This is a genomic window from uncultured Psychroserpens sp., from assembly GCF_947500255.1.
Lineage (GTDB): Bacteria > Bacteroidota > Bacteroidia > Flavobacteriales > Flavobacteriaceae > Psychroserpens.
On the sequence record NZ_CANMRL010000001.1, the window covers coordinates 273,479 to 293,799 of the forward strand.

The 20,321-nt window shown below is 33.9% G+C and carries 18 protein-coding genes; 7 read left to right on the forward strand and 11 right to left on the reverse strand.

The annotated features are described in order from the left end of the window. The 5 genes from Q0783_RS01110 to mraZ are packed head-to-tail and all read right to left on the reverse strand — an operon-like array spanning window position 1 to window position 5,133. Entirely contained in the window at window positions 1–1,464 is a 1,464-nt protein-coding gene (locus Q0783_RS01110) for a UDP-N-acetylmuramoyl-L-alanyl-D-glutamate--2,6-diaminopimelate ligase (RefSeq protein ID WP_298892595.1), read from the reverse strand. Next, window positions 1,464–3,410 carry a penicillin-binding protein gene (locus Q0783_RS01115; protein WP_298894155.1) on the reverse strand — a complete coding sequence of 649 codons (1,947 nt, stop codon included), beginning with the start codon at window positions 3,408–3,410 and terminating at the stop codon, window positions 1,464–1,466. Before Q0783_RS01115 ends, Q0783_RS01110 begins: the two co-directional genes overlap by 1 nt. Window positions 3,411–3,468: 58 nt before the next feature. Next, entirely contained in the window at window positions 3,469–3,786 is a 318-nt protein-coding gene (locus tag Q0783_RS01120) for an FtsL-like putative cell division protein (RefSeq protein WP_298892597.1), read from the reverse strand. Continuing rightward, window positions 3,783–4,679, reverse strand: a complete 897-nt coding sequence (rsmH, locus tag Q0783_RS01125; RefSeq protein WP_298892600.1) for a 16S rRNA (cytosine(1402)-N(4))-methyltransferase RsmH — start codon at window positions 4,677–4,679, stop codon at window positions 3,783–3,785. The genes Q0783_RS01120 and rsmH overlap by 4 nt, the downstream gene beginning before the upstream one ends. Further along, window positions 4,666–5,133, reverse strand: a complete 468-nt coding sequence (gene mraZ / locus Q0783_RS01130) for a division/cell wall cluster transcriptional repressor MraZ (RefSeq protein WP_298892602.1) — start codon at window positions 5,131–5,133, stop codon at window positions 4,666–4,668. The genes rsmH and mraZ overlap by 14 nt, the downstream gene beginning before the upstream one ends. Window positions 5,134–5,432: 299 nt before the next feature. Between mraZ and Q0783_RS01135 the strand changes: the two genes are divergently transcribed. Further along, window positions 5,433–6,197, forward strand: coding sequence for an alpha/beta hydrolase (locus Q0783_RS01135; RefSeq protein WP_298754838.1), 765 nt, complete (start codon window positions 5,433–5,435; stop codon window positions 6,195–6,197). Window positions 6,198–6,228: 31 nt separating this feature from the next. Continuing rightward, window positions 6,229–6,837, forward strand: a complete 609-nt coding sequence (yihA, locus tag Q0783_RS01140) for a ribosome biogenesis GTP-binding protein YihA/YsxC (protein WP_298892605.1) — start codon at window positions 6,229–6,231, stop codon at window positions 6,835–6,837. A 3-nt stretch (window positions 6,838–6,840) separates the two neighbouring features. Here the strand turns inward: yihA and Q0783_RS01145 are convergent, their stop codons facing one another. Further along, window positions 6,841–7,935, reverse strand: coding sequence for an ABC transporter permease (locus tag Q0783_RS01145; RefSeq protein WP_298892607.1), 1,095 nt, complete (start codon window positions 7,933–7,935; stop codon window positions 6,841–6,843). 1 nt (window position 7,936) lies between these two features. Next, on the reverse strand, window positions 7,937–10,099 hold the full coding sequence (locus Q0783_RS01150; protein ID WP_298894156.1) for a carboxy terminal-processing peptidase: 2,163 nt from the start codon (window positions 10,097–10,099) through the stop codon (window positions 7,937–7,939). 214 nt (window positions 10,100–10,313) lie between these two features. Here Q0783_RS01150 and surE point away from each other — a divergent pair, with 214 nt between their 5' ends. Genes surE through lpxB form a run of 3 tightly spaced genes read left to right on the forward strand, consistent with a single transcriptional unit; the run spans window position 10,314 to window position 12,515 of the window. Next, entirely contained in the window at window positions 10,314–11,093 is a 780-nt protein-coding gene (gene surE, locus Q0783_RS01155; RefSeq protein WP_298754835.1) for a 5'/3'-nucleotidase SurE, read from the forward strand. After that, window positions 11,083–11,367, forward strand: coding sequence for a hypothetical protein (locus tag Q0783_RS01160; protein WP_298754834.1), 285 nt, complete (start codon window positions 11,083–11,085; stop codon window positions 11,365–11,367). Before surE ends, Q0783_RS01160 begins: the two co-directional genes overlap by 11 nt. A 23-nt stretch (window positions 11,368–11,390) precedes the next feature. Then, window positions 11,391–12,515 (forward strand): lipid-A-disaccharide synthase, encoded by a 1,125-nt coding sequence (gene lpxB, locus Q0783_RS01165; protein WP_298892609.1) that lies wholly within the window; start codon window positions 11,391–11,393, stop codon window positions 12,513–12,515. Here the strand turns inward: lpxB and Q0783_RS01170 are convergent. Then, window positions 12,485–12,826 carry a hypothetical protein gene (locus Q0783_RS01170; RefSeq protein ID WP_298892611.1) on the reverse strand — a complete coding sequence of 114 codons (342 nt, stop codon included), beginning with the start codon at window positions 12,824–12,826 and terminating at the stop codon, window positions 12,485–12,487. The genes lpxB and Q0783_RS01170 overlap by 31 nt on opposite strands. Window positions 12,827–12,965: 139 nt before the next feature. Here Q0783_RS01170 and Q0783_RS01175 point away from each other — a divergent pair, with 139 nt between their 5' ends. Together Q0783_RS01175 and Q0783_RS01180 are read left to right on the forward strand one after the other, a co-directional pair. Continuing rightward, window positions 12,966–13,484 (forward strand): C40 family peptidase, encoded by a 519-nt coding sequence (locus Q0783_RS01175; RefSeq protein WP_298892612.1) that lies wholly within the window; start codon window positions 12,966–12,968, stop codon window positions 13,482–13,484. A 41-nt stretch (window positions 13,485–13,525) separates the two neighbouring features. Further along, complete coding sequence (locus Q0783_RS01180; RefSeq protein ID WP_298892614.1) at window positions 13,526–15,562, forward strand: ComEC/Rec2 family competence protein; 2,037 nt, start codon at window positions 13,526–13,528, stop codon at window positions 15,560–15,562. 8 nt (window positions 15,563–15,570) lie between these two features. Here Q0783_RS01180 and Q0783_RS01185 read toward each other — a convergent pair whose 3' ends face one another. The 3 genes from Q0783_RS01185 to Q0783_RS01195 form a co-directional block, all read right to left on the reverse strand. Further along, window positions 15,571–16,128 (reverse strand): thioredoxin fold domain-containing protein, encoded by a 558-nt coding sequence (locus Q0783_RS01185; RefSeq protein ID WP_230935010.1) that lies wholly within the window; start codon window positions 16,126–16,128, stop codon window positions 15,571–15,573. Window positions 16,129–16,213: 85 nt separating this feature from the next. After that, the gene (locus Q0783_RS01190) at window positions 16,214–18,418 is read right to left on the reverse strand and encodes an oligopeptide:H+ symporter (RefSeq protein ID WP_298892616.1); all 2,205 of its coding nucleotides are present in this window, start codon (window positions 18,416–18,418) and stop codon (window positions 16,214–16,216) included. Window positions 18,419–18,489: 71 nt separating this feature from the next. Beyond that, the gene (locus Q0783_RS01195) at window positions 18,490–20,310 is read right to left on the reverse strand and encodes a peptide MFS transporter (protein WP_298892618.1); all 1,821 of its coding nucleotides are present in this window, start codon (window positions 20,308–20,310) and stop codon (window positions 18,490–18,492) included. Window positions 20,311–20,321: the final 11 nt, after the last annotated feature.

The window sequence follows — 20,321 nt, forward strand, 5'->3', positions numbered from 1 at the left end:
TTATTTTTGTAACTGCTTTAAAAATTCTTTAACTATTTTATAATCATCAAAATCTGTACGTTCACCTTTAATTTCTTGATAAGTCTCATGTCCCTTTCCTGCGATTAGAATGATATCATTTGAATTTGCTAATTGGCAAGCTGTTTTAATCGCTTGTTTTCTATCTACAATAGACATGGTTTTTTTGAAATTTTGAGGCTCTACCCCTTTTTCAATGTCTTCAATTATAACTTCAGGAACTTCACTTCTTGGATTATCACTTGTAAAAATGACTTTGGTACTTAATGCCGAAGCTATGTGCCCCATTTTTGGGCGTTTGGTTTTATCCCTGTCTCCACCGCAACCGACAACCGTGATTAATTCCTCATTATTTGTACGAATACTATTAATGGTTTCCAATACATTTTTTAGAGCGTCAGGTGTATGAGCATAATCTACAATTGCAGTAACCTTTTCATCGGAAATGAGATATTGAAATCTACCACTAACACTTTCTAACTCACTTATTAATCTTAAAATTTCAACCTTTTCCAAACCTAGCAATTCAGCCGCTCCATAAATTGCAGTAATGTTATATGCATTAAAACTCCCAATGAGCTTAGTCCATAACTCACTTTCGTTAAGCTTGAGCAAAAGCCCGCTAAATTCATTTTCTAAAACTTGAGCTTTGTAGTCTGCATATGTTTTAAGTGCATATGTGTGGGTTTTGGCTTCGGTATTTTGCAACATCACCAAACCATTTTTATCATCGATATTTACTAATGCAAATGCTGTCTTTGGAAGATGATCAAAGAATGATTTTTTGACATCACGATATTCAGCAAACGTATCGTGGTAATCTAAATGATCATGCGAAAGGTTAGTAAAGATGCCTCCTTCAAAATAAAGACCATCAGTTCTATTTTGATGAATCCCATGAGAGCTAACTTCCATAAAGCAAAATTCAACACCTTCGTCATTCATGAGCTTCAAATATTTATTGATAGTCAACGAATCAGGTGTGGTATGCGTAGCTTTATATTCGACATTATCCACCATAATCTTAACAGTAGACAACAATCCAACTTTATATCCTGCCTTTTTAAATAATTGGTATAGCAAGGTCACAATAGTTGTTTTTCCATTCGTTCCAGTAACACCTACTAATCGTAAGTTTTCCGAAGGGTTTCCATAGAAATTTGCCGCCATGAACGCCAAAGCTTGACTAGCACTTTCTACTTCTACATAAGTAATACCATCTTTTAAATCTGCTGGTAACACCTCACAAACAATTGCAATAACTCCTTTATCAATAGCCGTATCAATAAATTGATGACCATCAACCACTGTACCTTTTATAGCAATGAATACATCACCTTTTGATACTTGTCGAGAATCAAAATGCAAAGTATTAATAGCTATGCTAGTACTTCCAACTACAGCATTAATGGTAACTTTATACAATATGTCTTTTAATTGACTCATCAAGTTCCTATAACAATGATTTGGTTTGGTTTTATCTTTGTTCCTTTACTAATAGATTGCGACTTAACAGTACCTACACCTTCTAGCTTTACTTTTAGCCCCATATTTTCCAATAGCGCCAATGCATCCATAGCTGGGAGACCAATTACATTAGGCATAATTGTGATATAGGTTTGTGCTGTTTTGAAAAATGATTGGTATTGTTCCTCTGTTTTAGCATTAACAACTTCCAATGATTCCACTTCATCAATAAGCGGGGTTTCAGTATAAATTTTTTGAGCAATTCTTTTAAATACTGGACCAGAAACATCAGCGCCATAAAATCCAACTTTGGTACTCGGTTTATGAATCACTACAATGCAAGAGTATTTAGGATTATCTGCTGGAAAATATCCTGCAAATGATGAGACATATTTTTTGTCCTTTTTCCATTCTTCAAAATTATTATACTCGGTTCTGGCCGTTCCTGTTTTACCAGCCATAGAAAAATTTTCAGAATACATACGTCTCCCTGTTCCTCTGACCACAACATTCTTCAATATTTCACGAATTTCGCCAAGTGTTTTATCCGAACATATCTTTTGATTGATTACTTCTTTTTCAAACACCTCTACTTCTCGATCAAATTCTTTAACCGCCTTAATAAATCGCGGCCTTACCATTTCACCTCCATTAGCAATCGCATTATAAAATGCTAAGGTTTGTAAAGGTGTCATACGCAAATTGTATCCATAAGCCATAGAAGGCAGTGCATTTCTACTCCAAATCTTATCGCCTGGCTCCGGAATAACAGGCTTTCCTTCACCTATAATTGAAACACCTAATGTCTCATGTAAATTCCAGCTTTTAATGCGATTGATAAACTTTTTTGGCTGCTTAGAATAATGCTCATCTACAATGGTAGCTAAGCCAATATTTGAAGACACTTCTAAAGCACGAGCAGCAGAAATTTCACCATTTCCACGAGAGTCGCTTATCGTTCTTCCATAAAAGCGCTTAGATCCGTTTTGCGTATCAACAACTGTGGATGTATCAATAACTTTATCTTCTAAGGCAGCCATAAATGCCATTGTTTTAAAAGTAGACCCAGGCTCATGACTTTCTCCAACAGCATAGTTGAGACGTTCGTAATATTTCCCGTCTTTGTTGCGTCCTAAATTTGAAATCGCTTTAATCTCACCTGTTTTTACATCCATCACTACAGCACAACCATGATCTGCTTCATATTTTTCTAACTGGCCTAATAAAGAATGATGCGCTATATCTTGAATGTTTACATCAATTGTCGTATACACGTCATAGCCATCTTGAGGTTCGACTTGATTATAATCAACGATAGGTTTCCACTGTCCATTACCAATTTTTTGTTTTAATCGTTTGCCGTTGACACCACTTAAATATTTTGCTCCAAATGCGCCATCAATTCCTGGTCTAGTTACATTTCCATCTTCATCTTTTCTCTCATAACCAATAGTACGTTCGGCAATACCACCCATAGGGTGCTCTCGTCTAGTTGTTTGTTCTACTATAAGTCCGCCTTTAATCGCACCAAGTTTTAACAATGGAAAATTTCGAAGTCTGATATAATCGGAGTAACTGATATTTCTAGCCAAAAGGAAGTAACGATTTTTATCAAGTCTTGCCTTTTTAATACCTTTTAGATAATGACTTGATGATTTCCCTGAATAGTTAGACAAAGAATCTGCAAGAGCTTTTATATTCTCATTAAAGATGTCTTGCTTGGGTTGAATGGCATCAATACGAATGTCATATTTTGGAATAGAAGTAGCTAACAAACTTCCATCAGCAGAATAAACATTACCTCTGTTTGCAGGAATTTCTACATCTTTTATCGTACGTTGTTCAGCTAAGCTTCTATATTGATCTCCTTGAATAAATTGGATACTGCACAACTTAAAGACCACAGCAAGTGCGAAGACAAACATACTGCCAGCTACGAAATACAATCTGTTTAATATGTTAGTTTCGGTTGTTGCCACGTGATCAATTCTGTGTTTTTACTTTTATTTTTTGAGGCGGAATCTCAGATATTTTGATTCCTTTTTTTTCTACTTTTTTTATGATTGAAGACTCCATTTTTAGTCTCATCAGTTTTGATCTTCCATCTACAAATGCAGATCTTAATTCTTTCACTTCATTTTTGAGTCTTGCAATCTCATATACTTTTTGATCTGCACTATGCGAACTTGCAATCATAATAATGGCTAAAACAGAAATAAAAATGATGATTCGCCAATTTTTAAAGGAGTCATCACTCACTAAAAATTTACCTCTTAATATGCTGTAAATGTTTTTTTTCATAGTTTTTCAGCTATTCGAAGCTTTGCACTTCTAGCCCTATTATTTTGACTTATTTCCTCTTTAGTTGGAACAATTAAACCACCAACTTTTTTTAGAGGCACTTCAAAATTCCCAAACATGTCTCGTTCAGGTTCTCCTTCAAACAAACCGTTTCTTATAAAACGCTTCACCAGTCTATCTTCTAGAGAGTGATAGGATATCACACTTAATCGTCCTCCTTTCACCAATACTTCTGGTGTTTGCAACAAAAACTCTTTTAACACTTCTATCTCCTGATTGACTTCTATGCGAATCGCTTGATATATTTGAGCCAACACTTTATTTTCTTTTTTATGATTAAGAAAGCGTTTAAGCGTCGTTTTTAATTGCTCGCTCGTTTTGATTTCACCATCACGACGTGTTTCAACAATTACTCTAGCCATAGCTGGTGCCTGTCTTAACTCTCCATATTGAAAAAGAACTTGTCGTAATTGTTCTTCATCATACTCGTTAACCACATGGTAAGCCGACAACGCATCATCTTGATTCATACGCATGTCTAAATCGGCTTCAAATCGCGTCGAGAATCCACGTTCGGCTACATCAAATTGATGTGACGACACACCAAAATCGGCCAAAATTCCGTCAACTTGTCTCACTCCATAAAACCTCAAAAAGCGCTTTATGTATCTAAAGTTTTCATTAATTAATGTGAACCGGTCATCATCAATTGTATTTAAAAGAGCGTCTTTATCTTGATCGAAAGCATATAACTTTCCGTTAGGTCCTAATTGGCTTAATATTTCTTTGCTATGACCTCCACCACCAAAGGTGACGTCAACGTAAATACCGTCTGGTCTTATATTTAAACCTTCAACAGTTTCCTTTAACAATACTGGATTATGATATTCCATCGTTATCATCTTGTCCCATCACTTCCTCAGCTAAATCTGCAAAATCACCCGTCGCATCATCAATGGCTTTTTCATACTTATCTTTATCCCATATCTCAACAATATTTATTGCAGATGAGACGACGATATCTTTGGTTATACCAGAAAAAGCGACTAGATCTTTTGGAATCAATAATCGTCCAGCAGCATCAACTTCTACTTGCTTTAAACCTGCTGTAAAACGACGAATGAAATCGTTATTTTTCTTTTTGAAGCGATTGAGTTTATTTACTTTTTGCATCAAAACCTCCCATTCACTCATAGGATACAACTCCAAGCATGGCTGAAAAACAGCACGTTTCAATACAAACCCATTTTGCAACACAGGCAACAACTGCTTCTTTATAGCAGCAGGAAGCATCAGCCTTCCTTTGGCATCAACTTTACATTCGTATGTTCCGATTAAAGGGTTCAAAATGATTGATTTACTTAGAGTAACGATTAAGATTCAAATATATTGAAAAATTTACCACAATTTACCACTCTACTCCACTTTTGTTGATAAATTTCTAGTTTAGAGTGAATTTGCTCTAAAAAACTTCAGTTTAAAATGCCATAAAAACTTTACTATCAGCTTAATAAATCTTCAATTCAAAATCCCATTTTCATTGTTAACATCTTCGTTCAAACTATTCATTCTGATAGCAAATAATTATGCTAATGTTTTAATGGAAATACCTATATTTGTTTTTGACCAAAACCACTAACTCGTACATGACGCATCGTTTAAAGGAAGAGAAAGACTATAAGTATATTGAAGTTGGAGAAGGCACTCCTATAATTGTGCTACATGGGTTAATGGGTGGATTGAGTAATTTTGATGCCGTTACAGATTTTTTTAGCGAAAAAGGTTACAAGGTCTTAATTCCTGAACTTCCGATATACACGATGTCTTTACTAAAGACTAATGTTAAGAGCTTTGCTAAATACCTACGAGATTTTATTGATTTTAAAGGTTTTGATGATGTTATCCTACTCGGAAATTCTCTCGGAGGTCATATTGGTCTTTACCACACGAAATTATATCCCGAAAAGGTAAAAGCATTAATCATAACAGGTAGCTCTGGTTTATACGAAAGTGCTATGGGAGGTGGATACACCAAACGTGGAGATTACGAGGTTATTAAGAAAAAAGCTCAAGAGGTTTTTTATGATCCAGCAGTAGCTACAAAAGAGATTGTTGATGAAGTTTATGAAACTGTTAATGATAGAAATAAGCTTATTAAGACCTTAGCTATTGCAAAAAGTGCCATACGACACAATATGGCTAAAGATTTACCAAAAATGGTATTACCTGTTTGTATTATTTGGGGTAAAAATGATACTGTGACACCTCCTGAAGTTGCTACAGAGTTCAATGAACTTTTACCTAACTCAGACTTGTATTGGATTGACAAATGTGGTCATGCTGCAATGATGGAACATCCAAATGAATTCAATCAAATCCTTAATGATTGGTTGACTAAAAAAGAATTATAGTTCACCATTACAATTAACTTAAAGGACTATTATGGTCATAAAAACTGCCGAATTTATAGTGAGTAATTCTGATGTGGATAAATGTCCAAAAAATCAGATACCAGAATATGCATTTATTGGACGTAGTAATGTTGGAAAATCATCTTTAATCAACATGCTTACCAATCATAAAAATCTTGCTAAAACTTCGGGACGACCAGGAAAAACGCAACTTATCAATCACTTTATGATTAATAAAGAGTGGTTTTTAGTCGATTTACCTGGCTATGGTTATGCTCGTGTATCTAAAACTGCGAAAAAGAAATTTCAGAAGTTTATTACCAACTATTTTGAGACACGTAGACAACTGGTTTCAGCGTTTGTTTTGGTTGATGTGAGACATGAACCACAAAAAATAGATTTAGAGTTTATGGAATATTTGGGTGTTAATCAAATTCCTTTTTCAATTATTTTCACAAAAGCTGATAAGCTTAAACCAAAAGCGATTGAGCGCAATGTAGAAGCGTATTGTCAAGAGCTTTTAAAAACATGGGAGGGTGTTCCAAATTATTTTATTACTTCATCTTCAAAAGCTATAGGAAGAGCCGAGGTTTTACAATTTATTAATGATACTAACACAGAAATTGAAGCCTTACGTTAAACATTAAGACTTGACATCTAACGCATCTCTCAAAGCATTTCCAATAAGCATAAACGCCATCACTAAAATCATAATACACAATCCAGGAATCATTGCTAAATACGGTTTCCCAAGAATAATATAATTATAATGATCTTTAATCATTGCTCCCCAACTTGCCATTGGAGGTTGTGCTCCAATTCCAAGAAAACTCAAACCGCTTTCAATAAGAATAGCAGCAGCAAAATTTGCAGCAGAGATAACAATTATAGGCGCCATAATATTTGGCAATATATGTTTGGTTATTATTCTATAATCATTAAACCCTAAAGCTCTAGCAGCAGTGACATATTGCATTTCTTTAGCACTTATGATTTGGCCGCGCACGACTCTTGCGACCTCAACCCACATCGTCAAACCTACGGCAATAAAAACTTGCCAAAAGCCTTTACCTAGAGCAAGTGTAATGGCTATTACCAGTAGTAAAGTTGGAATGGACCAAGTGACATTGATAATCCACATGATAATTGCATCAATTTTTCCACCATAATAACCAGCAATACTTCCCATAAAGATTCCAATAACTAAAGAAATCAATACAGCTATAAACCCAATGGAAAATGATATCCTTGAACCAATAAGAATACGACTTAAAAGATCACGTCCATACTTATCTGTTCCAAAAATGAAGGTTTTTTGCTTAATGTATGAAGCGTAATCTTTTTTTGGGAAAACATCCAAGCTGATAGATTTACTTACACCAACTAATCCGTCTGCAGCATATTCTGTATAAATCAAGGTATCATTTCTTACTGAATATTTAGAAACAGGGATTTCATTGGCATTGTTATTTTTACCAAATAATAGTTTAGAAAATATGTTTTGATTACTTTCTATTTCAGAAGGCACATACAACATTTGCACTTTAAATCCTGGTCGCTGGGAATGGATTGATAAATGCATTTGATTTGCATTTTGCGAGTCGTCTGGCGCAATAACATAAGCAAACAACGACACTAAACCAATACTAACAATTAGCCAAAAACTCAAAACGCCCCAAAAGTTCTTTTTGAACTTTCGGAGCGCTAATTGTGTTAATGAGTCGCTTGTTTTACTCATTTTAATTTTTTACAGAAGTCGCTACTTTTTTAATTTCGTAGGTCATTTTAAGATCATTCAAAACATTTAATGCTTCTTCGATATATACATCTTTACTTAGACTAACATGCCAACGTTCACGTTTCTCTTTTAAAATAGAATCCTTATTCATTAATTTCATTTCATAAGGCAATGATTGGAACGTTAAATTTGTTTTATAATCTGAAAGCTTTTCAAAACGCTTAGATTCTTCTTCATTACTTTCTAAAGCTTTTTTATAGTCGTCATAGTTAAGTGAGTACATTTCTCGATCTCTGATCTTTTTCACCCACTGTGCATTAGCATCAATTAATTTAAGCTGTTCATTATTTGCCATACGTTCTTTACTCTTAGCAATAGTGGCGTCGTAATCGTAATAGCTTTCCCATACATTATAATCTACAGCATCTATTTTATCCCATTCTAATGGGTTTTCTTGATCTTTCTCACCAATGTCGATATAACTATAACGGTCTGGAACAACAACATCACTCTTTACACCTTCTAACTGTGTTGAACCTCCATTGATTCTATAAAACTTTTGTGTTGTAAACTTCAATGCGCCTAAATCGCCGTTACTACTTTGTCTCACCATTCGGTTTAGATCTAGTACGTTTTGCACAGTTCCTTTACCGTAAGTTTGCTTACTACCAATAACAATAGCACGCTTATAATCTTGCATTGCAGCTGCAAGTATTTCAGAAGCTGAAGCTGATAATTCATTAACCAATATCACTAAAGGGCCATCCCATACAATAGATTTGTCTCTATCTCTTAGTACCTCTTTAGGCTCACCAGCTGTTTTAACCTGTACGATTGGACCTTGATCAATAAATAATCCTCCCATATCAACCACAGTTTGTAACGATCCTCCTCCATTATTTCTTAAATCAAGAACAAGGCCTTCAACACCTTCAGTTTTTAATCTTTCGATTTCCAACTTGATATCTGATGCTGCATTTCTTTTCTTATAATCTTCAAAATCTACATAGAATTTTGGTAAGTTAATCACACCAAACTTTTTACCATCTTTAATAACGGTTGATGATTTAGCATAGGTTTCTTCCAATTCAACTATGTCTCTTTTAATTGTAATATCTTCTACTGTGCCATCAACTTTTTTCAAAGTAAGTGTTACATCTGTTCCCTTAGGGCCTTTAATAAACTTAATAGCATCATCTAAACGCATACCAACAATATTAATACCTTCTTCTTCATCTTCTTGTCGCACTTTCAGTATCTGATCACCAACTTCTAATTCATTTTGTCTCCAAGCTGGTCCACCACTAATAATTTCATTCACAAGTATAGCGTCCATTTTTTTCTGAAGCCTTGCGCCTATACCTTCAAAATTTCCAGACATAGCCACATCAAAACGGTCTTTATCTTCTGGAGCAAAATAAAAAGTATGTGGGTCAAACTCTTCTACGATGGCATTGATATAAACTGCAAACCAATCTTTACGCTGTCTATCATCAATAAAATCGTATAATTCATCTAGAGATCTTTGCGTAGCATCTCTAGCATCTGCTTCTAATTCGGCTTTTGATTTATCAACAATAGATTTCTCTGTTGACTCTGCAGAGCTCTCACTAGGCAAATTTTGTTTTTTTGCATTCTCTTGATCACTTAACAAATCATCATAATTAGCAATAGTTGAAAACTTAAGCTGTTGTCTCCAACGCTCTTTCATTTCCTTTTTTGAAGTTGCATAAGTTAATTTGCTATAATCTGTTGAAAAGTCTTCAGCTTTAGAAAAGTCGAAAGGTTCAGATAATACTTCATTGTATACATCTTTAGACTCTTCAATTCTCTTTAACAAACGCTCATGTGTTAAGTTAAAAAACGAAATATCATACGCCTTGATTTGATCATCTAACTCAATTTTATAAGCTTCGAACTCTTCAATATCTGAGGCATAAAAATAACGTTTGAATGGATCTAATTGCTCAAGGTAGTCATTGAATACTTGCTCTGAGAAGTTATCATTGAGATCTTGTGGGTTGAAATGTCCATTCTCTAAAACATAAGTTATAAGCTGTATAAGCAACTTATCTTTATTTGGGTCTTCATTTTTGGTAGTAAAACTGCATGAGGCAAAAGCTAACAATAAAACAAGTAGCAGCAGTTTATAATTCCTTTTCATCATATTCTTCATATTTTTTTGATATAATACGCACTTAACCAGAAATTAATTCTTTAGTCATGTAAGTTAATGCTAAATTCTATAATTTCTACTAAAGTAATTGAAAAAATCATGCCAATAAAATCATGTGCTACTAATTTTTTGTTAAACCCTTATTTATAGGAAATTCGAGCGCGTTTGCCTATTTTTGTAAATATATAAATCAAGACATTTTATGCCAAAAAAGCCTCTAATTTTAATTACCAACGACGACGGAATTACTGCTCCTGGAATACGAACGCTAATAGACGTTATGAATACCATTGGAGACATTGTTGTAGTCGCACCTGATAGCCCTCAAAGTGGAGCAGGACATGCGATCACTATTAATTCTACACTTCATATTGATAAGATGACTGATGGCACTGGAGATTATGAAGAATATAGCTGCTCTGGAACACCTGCAGATTGTGTAAAACTAGGTATTAGAGAAATTCTTGACCGAAAACCAGACCTTTGTGTCTCTGGAATTAATCATGGTTCTAACTCTTCTATCAACGTTATCTATTCGGGTACAATGAGTGCCGCTATAGAAGCAGGTATCGAAGGTATTCCTGCAATAGGGTTTTCATTATGCGACTATAATTGGGGTGCAAACTTTGAGCACAGTAGATCTTTCGTTAAAACTATTGTAGAAAATGTATTGAAACATGGTTTAGTTGACGGTACTGTTTTGAACGTAAATATTCCTAATTTGGATAAAAAACATATAAAAGGGATAAAAGTTTGCAGACAGGCCAAAGCCAATTGGGAAGAAGAATTTGACAAACGTCAAAATCCTTATGGTAAAGATTATTATTGGCTTACAGGAAAATTTGTCAATTTAGATCATGGCGAAGACACCGATGAATGGGCCTTGTCTAATGGATATATATCGGTTGTACCGATTCAATTTGACTTGACAGCTCATCATAGTATTCAACACTTAAACACATGGAATTTTAATGAAAAATAAAGAACTCATCATTGGTTTAGTTATAGGTTTATTGGCTAGTATTATCGGACTTATAGCAACGTTAATCATCTTCGGAAAAGGAAATTCAATAACAGACTCATTAGACATAGCCATTAATAACGGTGTCTTAACAAAACTAGTCAGTATGGGTGCCATTTTAAATCTTGGAGCTTTTTTCCTGTTTCTTAAACGAAAACAAGACATAAGAGCGAGAGGAGTTCTTATTGCTACTATAGTTGTTGCCCTTATTACCATAATCATTAGATTTGTCTAATCCATAATTGGGTATGTATTAAAATGAAGTACTACATTATTGCTGGCGAGGCCTCTGGAGACTTACATGGTTCCAATTTGATGAAAGCATTACAAAATGAAGATCGTAATGCCGATTTTAGATTTTGGGGAGGTGACCTAATGCAATCTGTTGGTGGCACTTTAGTAAAACACTACAAGGAGCGTCAATTCATGGGCTTTGCCGAAGTTATTTTAAACCTTAGAAAAATTCTAGGGCTCATCAAATTTTGTAAAAGTGATATTAATCAATACCAACCTGATGTTATTATATTTATTGACAATTCTGGGTTTAATCTTCGCATCGCCAAATGGGCAAAGGAATTAGATTATAAAACGCATTATTATATTTCGCCTCAAGTTTGGGCATCAAGAGCTGGTCGTGTTGAAAAAATCAAACGTGATATTGATGCTATGTACGTTATTCTTCCTTTTGAAAAAGAGTTTTATGACACCTATGGTTATGAGGTTAATTTTGTAGGTCATCCACTTATAGATGCTATTTCAGATAGAGAACAAGTTGATGAGATAACATTTAGAAAAGACAACAACCTAAGTAAAAAGCCTATTATAGCATTGCTTCCTGGTAGTAGAAAACAGGAAATCACAAAAATGCTAGGAGTTATGTTAAGTTTGGTTGATGATTTTAAAGACTATCAATTTGTAATTGCTGGAGCACCTAGTCAAGATTTTAGTTTTTATAAAACCTTTATCAAACAAGACAATGTCGCATTTATCTCTAACAAAACTTATGATTTATTGAGTGTCTCTACAGCAGCATTAGTAACGTCTGGAACAGCAACCTTAGAAACAGCTTTATTCAAAGTACCGCAAGTTGTGTGTTACAAAGCCAATGCTATTTCTTACCAAATCGCCAAGCGTATCATTACACTTAAATATATTTCGCTTGTCAATTTAATTATGGACCGCGAAGTGGTGACAGAACTCATTCAAGGTGATTTAAATAAAAAACGTCTTAAAAAAGAGCTCATTAAAATTTTAGATGAAAATGAGCGTATTAAGTTTTTTATCGATTATTACGATCTGGAGAAAAAGCTTGGCGGCAAAGGCGCTAGCCAAAAAGCTGCTCAATTAATTTATCAGAATATCCAAGCCCAAATAGTATCTTGAAAACTGGCAATAGTTAATATATCTTTGAGAGGTATTAAAATTAAAAGTATTGAAACAATATAAGCCGCTATTTTAATTGAGAGCGGTACTTTTTTAGTGCTTACTTGTGCGTCTTCAAAAACAAATACATATTGGTCAAGATTCTCACCTTTATTTACTGGTAATTCCAAGGGCTCTCGATTAAATATTCTGTGTATTATCAAAAAAAATGCAACAATACACAACATTGATAAAACATCTAAAATATTGATATATTGATATCTAGGCCAAAACGTTTGATTTCCAAATATATTACAAAGATATACCATCATAGCTCTTGATTTTTAATTGTATAATTTACGAAAAAAAGGACTGGATTTGACAAGTTGTAAATAAGATTGTTGAAAACCCAATCGTTATCTTCTTAGTGGATTATACTAATTCTATATTTTTAGGCATTATTTACTACTTATGAAAAACATTATCCTGCTTTTAATTTTGTGCATTAGTTTAGCTAGTTGTAATTCCTCGAAAGGTGTTGTGACCAAAAAAGGTAAAACATCAAAAGCATCGACAAAAACATCAACCGTTACAACAACCTCTTCAAAAGAGATAAAAAACATTATTGATTACGCAAAAACGTTTGAAGGTACACGCTATAAATATGGAGGAACAACTAAAAAAGGCATGGACTGTTCTGGTTTAGTTGTTACGGCTTTTAAGAAAGAAGATATTTTATTACCACGAACTACAGGCGATTTATCAAAACGCGGCGATTGGATTGATGTAAAAGAGGTTCAAGAAGGTGATTTATTATTTTTTGCAACAAAAAAGAATAGTCGGAAAATAAACCATGTAGGCATTGTGACTGATAGTAGACCAGGTCATGTAGAATTCATTCACTCTACCACAAGTCGTGGTGTGATTACTTCAAATTTATCTGAAAAATATTGGTATCTCGCTTATGTTCAGGCAAGACGAGTCATGTAGATTATTTACTATAATTGTAGATTATTTACTATATTGAGAATGTGAAACCTCTTAATTTTATTATCATAAAGCTTACAGCCTGCCTTGTAATTGGCATTTTAGCTGCTCATTTCTTACCATTATCTCTAAGTCAATCCTTTAGTAGTACGATATTTCTTTTTTTAGGATTTATATTTTTATTCCATCATTCTAAGCGCCAATTCCGAAAGCACATTTGGTTTGGGCTTTCATCTTTTCTTTTAATGTGCTGTATTGGTGCTTTGATCTATAATCTTCATGATCAAAAAAATTTCAAATACCATTATACATCTATAATCGACGACAATAATACAAGCTCTTACGAATTAACTATTCAAATAAGAGAACGACTTAAGCCAACGCTTTATCATAACAAATATGTGGTAAAAATATTAGACATTGACGAACAAGTAGCTGTAGGTAAACTTTTGCTAAATATTGAAAAAGATAGTCTAGATCACACATATAATGTAGATGACATATTATTTACTTCGGTAGACATTCAACCAATACACAAATCATTAAATCCTTATCAGTTTAACTATAAAGCCTATTTGGAAAAGCAATATATCTATCACCAACTATACAGTAATTCTAAGTCCATCATAACATTAAAATCTCAAAAGCAAACTTTATTTGGTTATGCCGAGTCATTACGCAAAACAATTAATTATGAGTTAGAAACATCTGATTTTAAGTCTGAACAACTCAATATTATAAATGCACTCATTTTGGGGCAACGACAAGATATGGATCAAGATATTTATGCAGATTACATTAATGCAGGCGCTGTCCATATTTTAGCCGTTTCAGGTTTACATGTTGGTATTATTCTTATGCTTTTGAGCTATATACTCAAACCTTTTGAACGTTTTAAAAATGGCAAACTTATAAAAATATCACTCATCATTCTTTTGCTTTGGATGTTTGCCATAATAGCTGGACTTTCAGCATCTGTAACTCGCGCTGTTACAATGTTCAGCATAGTAGCTTTTGCTTTAAACTTGAAGCGACCTACAAACATATATAACACATTAACAATCTCTATTCTTATCCTTCTCTTATGCAAACCCATGTTTTTATTTGACGTTGGATTTCAAATGAGTTACTTGGCTGTATTTGCCATAGTAAGTCTTCAACCTATACTCTACAAGTTTTGGAAACCTAAATGGAAAATTACAGATTATCTATGGCAAATTTTCACTGTAACTATAGCTGCGCAAATTGGAGTTATTCCAATTAGCCTGTATTATTTTCATCAATTTCCAGGTCTGTTTTTTATATCCAATTTAGCTATTATTCCATGTTTAGGTCTTATTCTATGCTTAGGAATTTTAGTTATTATTTTGGCATTATTACATAGTTTGCCAGAGTTTTTAGCACATCTTTTTGGGTATTTAATTCACCTAATGAATGCTGTGGTTAATTGGATTGCAGAGCAAGATACTTTTATAATGACATCTATTTCTTTTGACATAGAGCATGTTTTAGTCTCTTACTTTACCATTATTGCGATAGTATTCCTTTACCAAAAGAAAAGCTTCAAACACTTATCATTTTTTCTGATATCTTTAATTCTAATTCAAGGTGTATGGATATATTCCGAATACAAAAATGCCAATAGCAAATTTGTAATATTTCACAAGAACAGATTTAGTTTAATTGCAAAAAAGGTTGATTCAGAATTAAATGTTTTTGATAACCTTGACAGTATTGCCTATACAAAAGATAAAACGATTATGAGTTTTTGTATTGGAAATTTCATTAATACCATTAAAAGAAGACCTTTACAATCAGTATATCAATTTCAGAATAAAACATTACTAGTTATAGACAGTTTAAGTATTTATAATGTAAAGCATTTCAAACCAGATTTTGTATTACTTCGGAATTCTCCTAGAATACACCTTGATCGTCTCATTGACTCCATTCATCCAAAACTCATCATTGCAGATGGCAGTAATTATAAATCTTACATAAAACGATGGGAATCCACTTGTAAAAAAAGAAAGCTCCCATTTCACCAAACGGGTAAAAAGGGAGCATTTATCATTAAGTAAGTAAATATTTACTCTTTAAATTCTGCTTTAAACGCTTTGTAATATGTATTAAATTGTTCTTGCGTCTTGATTTTTTTATAATCATCAGTGTGAAACAATTTTAAGTACAATTCGATCTGTCTTGGTTTCATATATCCGCTAATAGGTTGAATTTTCTCCCCTTTCTCATCAAAATAGACGATGGTTGGATATGCTCTTATTCCTAAAGCACGAGTTAAGTCGTGTGCACTATTTCGGCGATTTTTTAATTCTGCCTTATAATTAGCATTTTTATAAGATTTTCCTTGATAATTAACAACTGAATTTCCTTCGCCGTTAAACTTTACAGCATAGTAATTTTTGTTAACATAGTCTACCACATCTTTATTATGAAAGGTGTTCTTATCAAGCATTTTACATGGACCACACCAATTGGTATAGACATCCATCATGATCTTTTTAGGTGTTTTCTTTTGAGCAGCTAATGCTTCTTCAAAAGTCATCCAATTGATTTCTTGTGACTGAGCGATAGCAGATGTTGATGTGATCAAGGCTACTGCTAATATTAAAATGATTCTCTTCATAATCTAATTCGTTGCAAAAGTTATTCCGAACTTACAAAAAATGCTCCAAATCTGGAGCATTTTGCGTTATTTTAACGGTTTTATTCGATTATCGAACACCATGCATAAGCTTTTTAATTACTGGCGTAGTCACCCAAGCCAATAAACTAAGTATGACTGAAATGCCTGTTAAGTACCAGAAAAACGTACTAATACCAGCCTCTTTTGCAATGCCTTCGGACAGTTCTCCAAATATTCCGGCCAATTTCATACCAATTGCCACAGCAAGATACCATACACCAAACATGACGGCAATCATACGACTAGGCACTAGTTTACTTACATATGATAGTGCCACAGGGGAGACACAGAGTTCTCCCATGGTATGGAACAGATAAACAAATACCAAAATAAACATGCTCGTTTGAGCCGATTTTTGTCCTGGCTCGATACCACTAGCTCCAATAGCAATAACTAACATTCCTAAACCTAGTAATGCCATTCCAATTGCATATTTACCATTGGCTGTAGGGTTGTATTTGCTTTCCCACCATCTTGAAAATAATGGTGCGAGTGCAATAATGTATAATGAATTAAGAATATTAAACCAAGTTGCACCTATTTCGACAGCACTTTCCTTTGCTTTTACAGTTGCTTGATGTGCCGCTTTATCTCCATTATCAAACTTTAAATCATGCGTTATGAATAATTGCTTAGAATCCCCTTGTTTTAAGTCTTTCAAATCACCAGACAGCTTAACTTCTTTCGTCAATGTTTTCCCATTGGCATTAGTAAAAGAAAAAACAGCAAAGGTATTTTGAATAGCCGCTCCAATTTTATCTCGTTCAAAGACATCAGTTATTGTAGCATCAAAAACTTCACCCAATTCTTCATTGTCTGCATTAAATAAATAATTATTTTTTACAGAATTCTTTTCGTTCTCTTCAGCACTAGCATCATAAATCTCAACCGATTCGTTATCTAAAACAGGCATAGCATCCCCTTCTGCGAATTCTACAAACGTTACAATTTTTGAAGTCTTCGCTTCCCCATTATTATCAACATATTCAACAACATATGAAGCAGATTTATAATCGTTATAAACCTTCATGATTGCTAATCCCCAAATGATAACAAAACTAAATGCTAAAATCACATTAGATAATGCATATTTCTTAAATGTTCTTTTGAATAATTGATATAATACATAGGTTATGATCGCTAATGGAACAATGGTAATTAAGGCATCAACTACTTTAAAAATATCGCCTGTCACACCCTCTAATATTCTTTGCGTATAATCACGTGCATATAAGTTAAGAGATCCTGGAGCTTGTTCAAATAAAGCCCAAAAGAACATCGTGATAAATGCAAAAAACACGATAGCTAACATCCGATCTCTTACCACAGGGATATATTTTGGGATTCTAATGATTAACAAGACAACAAATAACAATAGTGCTGCTATTATAATCACATTGTTACCATCTAATCCAAATAAACTGAAATCATAAATATTGTACGTTCCTTCTGTAATTTTTGAAATTGGGTCGTTTAAAATCCATGTTAAACCAAGTACAGAACAAACTATTATTAATACTTGCTGAAATCTGGTAAATGGGTTTTTAGGACCGCCATTTTCATCAGTATATACTTCAACATCATCTTTATCTTCCTTTTTAGGTTTTTTTCCTATATCACCAAAAATGTTTTGTGCAAACCAGAACTGTAGCAATCCGAAGAACATAAAAATACCTGCCACTCCAAAACCATAGCTCCAACCTATTTTCTCTCCTAAATAACCGCAGAGCATAATTCCAAAAAATGCACCTGCATTAACACCCATATAAAAAATAGTATAGGCGCCATCCTTTTTCTCTGGAACATCTTTATACATTTCAGAGATAATTGATGTCATATTAGGTTTAAAAAATCCGCTTCCAAATACTAATAATACGAGACCAAAATAAATAAAGAATGGAGTTTCAACAGCCATACATCCATGTCCTAATGTCATTAGTAAAGCACCTACAACAACAGCCCATCGATATCCAATAATCTTATCGGCAAAATAACCTCCAAGCATAGTAGATAAATACACTAATGATGCATAAGTACCAAAAATTGCTAGAGCATGTTCCTTTGGCCAGCCCCAACCTTGATCTAGGAGTGATGCTGTGAAGAAAAACACAAGTAAAACTCTCATTCCATAGTAGGAGAAACGTTCCCACATTTCAGTAAAAAACAGAACAAACAATCCAGCTGGATGCCCCATTACTTTGGTATCGAAAAAATTATTATTGGACGTACTCATAAAAAATGATTTAGTTAGAAAAAAGAAACCCTCATAAATTAATATTACAAGGGTTACATATATAGTTTATATTAGTTATCTGCGATTTCGAATCCTTCTGCTTCTTCATGTTTCATATCTCTTTCTCTATCCTCGGCACCATGAGTTAACTTTTTCAATTTCTTCAGGAATAAGATAAGAAGTAATCCAAAAGCAACGGTAAAAATTACCAACCATTTAAAGGTTGCATACTCTACTTCACTTTGTTGTTCTTCTAGAACGAAAGAAACACCGTAATCTTTTCCATCACCTTTGTTTTCTGTTATTTGAGCTTTGTCCTTGTCTTTTTCAAAAACAAGTTTAGCATGATAAGGGTTAGACGCAGTAATATTATTTTCGGTTAATGTTGCGAGTAACTCGTCGGTATTTGAGTCTTCTTCAGTTGACAATTCGAACAATGAATTAAGATCTGTTCCAGATTCAAATTCTTTATAAACAACTGCTCCATTCTCAGCATATACTTTAGATTTGATACTAAAGTTTTTATCTTCATTGATTGGATAGTCAACAATTTTGACAATCTCTTTTTGTGCATTTTTTATTTCAATTTCATCTTTGGTCATAAATGGAATAACATCTTGTTTACTAACTACCATTTTCCCCGCGAAAGGTTCTAATTGCGATGCTTCACCTATACTTCCTGCTAATTTATTACCAAAACCAGTTGCAGCAAAATACACACCCATCATGATAGACGCATATTTTAATGGCGCTAACTTGGTAATAAATGATAATGCTACTGGAGACGTACATAGCTCACCAATAGTATGAAATAAATATGCTAGGAAAATCCAAACCATCGCAGCTTTACCAAAGGTTTCAGCACTTGCTTCTTGAGAAGCAAACATCATAAATACGTAACCTAATCCCATGATGATTGTACCCACAGCCATTTTGAAAAGTGAAGATGATTCTCTGCCTTTCTTTTTCCACCAGATCCAGAAACCACCAATAACGGTTCCAAATATGATAATATAACCAGCATTTAATGACTGAAACACTGCTGCTGGAATTTCAGCTAAAGAGCTCCACCCTGTTGTTCTGTCTACTTTAGCATCGGTATAAAGATTCATCAATCCACCAGCCTGTTCAAAAGCACCCCAGAATACGACAACGATCAAGAACGAGATTAATAATACAACTACACGATCTTTTTCAATACTATTAAGCGGTCGTTTTGCGGCGGCACGTTCTTCATCAGACGCTTGGCTTCCTCCAGTAAACTCACCAACACCTTTTAAGAATTTTTGACCCCAAATAAACACTAATTGTCCAAGCACCATTCCGATACCTGCTAATCCAAATCCGTAGTGCCATCCATAGTAATAAGCAACTAGACCTACAGTTATACTTGCCAAGAATGCTCCAATGTTAATACCAATATAAAAAATGGTAAACCCGCTATCTCGACGAATATCACCTTCTTGGTATAAACCACCAACCATAGTTGAGATGTTAGGCTTTAGACCACCTACTCCCAATATGATAAGAATTAAACCAGTAAAAAATGCCCAATTTTGAGGTATTGCCAAAATCCCATGACCAAAACAAAGTAGTAATCCTCCAAGCATTACTGTTTTCTTCTGTCCTAGAAATTTATCAGCTATCCAGCCACCAGGAATTGATGCTACATAAACTAACATTGTATACCAGCCATATAACCATATCGCATCTTTATTACTCCATCCTAAACCTGGATCGATAGCAGTTGCTGATGTCGCCATGTATAGTACTAATATTCCACGCATTCCATAGTAAGAGAAGCGTTCCCACATCTCAGTAAAGAATAGTACAAATAGCCCTACTGGATGTCCAAATAGTTCTTTACGATTTTGATTAACTGTTGCTGACATAAATTTTATTT